Genomic DNA, 1,793 nt, shown 5'->3' with positions numbered 1-1,793 from the left:
GTAGCCGAACTTGTTCAGCACATCGATCTTGAGCTCGGGGTTGGCTTCCAGCACCGGCAGCAGCTCATAGGGCGGCGCCTCCATGAAGTCGATGTCACCTGACTGCAGCGCGTTGACCGCGGTCTGCGCATCGGCCATCGTGATCCACTCGACGCGGTCGACCTTGACCACTTTACCGCCCGCCGTCCAGCTCGCCGGCTCCTTGCGCGGCACGTAGTCGGTGTTTTTCTCGTAGACTGCCTTCACGCCCGGCTGGAATTCCGCCTTGACGAACTTGAACGGACCCGAGCCGATCTGTTCCGGGATCTGCTGGCCCTGCGGCGTCTCAGCGAGGCGCTTGGGCATCATGAACGGCACGTAGGACGAGGGTTTGCCGATCGACTCCAGCACGAGGCCATAGGGCTCCTTCAGCTTGAGCACGATCGTCTTGGCATCCGGCGCCTCCAGACTTGCCGTGAAGTCCATCAGCTTCTGGCCCATGCCGTCGTTGCGGCCCCAGCGCTTGAGCGAGGCGACACAGTCCTCGGCCGTGACCGGCGCGCCGTCGTGCCATTTCAGGCCGTCACGCAGCGTAAACGTGTAGGTCAGCTTGTCGTCGGACACCTTCCAGTCCGCCATCTGCGGCTGGATCTTGAAGCTCGAATCCGTGGCCACCAGCGTGTCATAGACCATGTAGCCGTGGTCGCGGGTGATGTAGGCGGTGGTGAAGCCGGGATCGATGACCCGCAGATCGGAGTGCATCACGGCGGCGATCGTCTTCTTGCCGGCCGCGAAAACGTCGGGCGCGAGCCCTGGCGCCAACAAGACGGCGGACGCAACAAGCCATGACGCGAGCGCGGAGCGGGCCCGGCGCGAATGAGGTGACATGCGAGCTCTCTTGACGTGACGGGGTGAACGACGGCCTCGGGACTGACCGAGACACGGCGACCGCTGGACGTCGCACCATGATTGAACGGGTCTGCGCCCAGCGTTCATTCCGCGCGCGAAGAGTTGCAACACTTCCCGCGCGCGTCAATCGGCTTTGCTGTCGCCCTTCGCGGCTACCGTGCACCCGATTACCAGCCCCGCTCCCGCAGGGTGGGCAAAGGCTCTGCGGTGCTATTTGTACGGGCGGGACGGCAGAGGCGCCGCGCCCACCATCTCTCCCCTGAATATGCTGCACCACGGTGGGCACGCTGCCGCCCATCGGCGGCTGCTTTGCGCACCGACCGGCAGCGCACCGCGGCCCTCGCATGAAATAAGCGGCGGAGTTGCCTCCGCCGCTTGTGCCGCCTGCAATCGCGCGCGCGAGCTACTCGCTCTTGTCGATGTTCCAGAACACCGGCGTCGCCGGGCCGTCGAGCACGCCGGTCAGCGACTTGCGCCAGCCGCTCGGCAGCAGGTACTGCCCGAGCGGGACATAGAGCACCTTCTCGTAGTTCAGCTTCTGGATCTCGGTCGCGATCTTCTTCTGCTCGTCGGGCGAGGAGGCGCGCGCATAGGCGTCGCGCAGCTTCTCGACCTCGGCATCCTCGGCCCAGCCGAACCAGCCGCCCTTGGTGCCGCGGCCGCCGATCGACACGTTCGCCACGGGGTTGGCCACGTCGGCGCCGACCCAGTTGGTGAAGAACATGTTCCAGCCGCCTTCCTTGATCGGCTTCTGGCTGGCGCGCCGCGTCACCACGGTCTGCCAATCGGTCGCCTGCAGGTCGACCTTGAAGCCGGCCTCGCGCAGCAGCTGGGCAGCGACGATCGGCTGCGCCTTCAGCGTGGTGACGTCGCCCGGCGCCATGATCGCGATCGGGGTGCCGTCA

General features: G+C 66.0%; 1 protein-coding gene and 1 pseudogene. Both read right to left on the bottom strand.

Annotation, left to right across the window (positions count from 1 at the left end):
* The coding region (locus BRAO375_RS09940; RefSeq protein ID WP_035639835.1) for an ABC transporter substrate-binding protein at nt 1–867 on the bottom strand (867 nt) is incomplete at its 3' end.
* A 424-nt stretch (nt 868–1,291) separates the two neighbouring features.
* Nucleotides 1,292–1,793 (bottom strand): annotated as a pseudogene (locus BRAO375_RS09935) (ABC transporter substrate-binding protein); the annotation flags it as partial.

It is taken from the genome of Bradyrhizobium sp. ORS 375 (assembly GCF_000239775.1).
Classification (GTDB): Bacteria; Pseudomonadota; Alphaproteobacteria; order Rhizobiales; family Xanthobacteraceae; genus Bradyrhizobium.
Note: the sequence above shows the minus strand (reverse complement) of the source record. Positions and strands in the feature narration are given on the sequence as shown.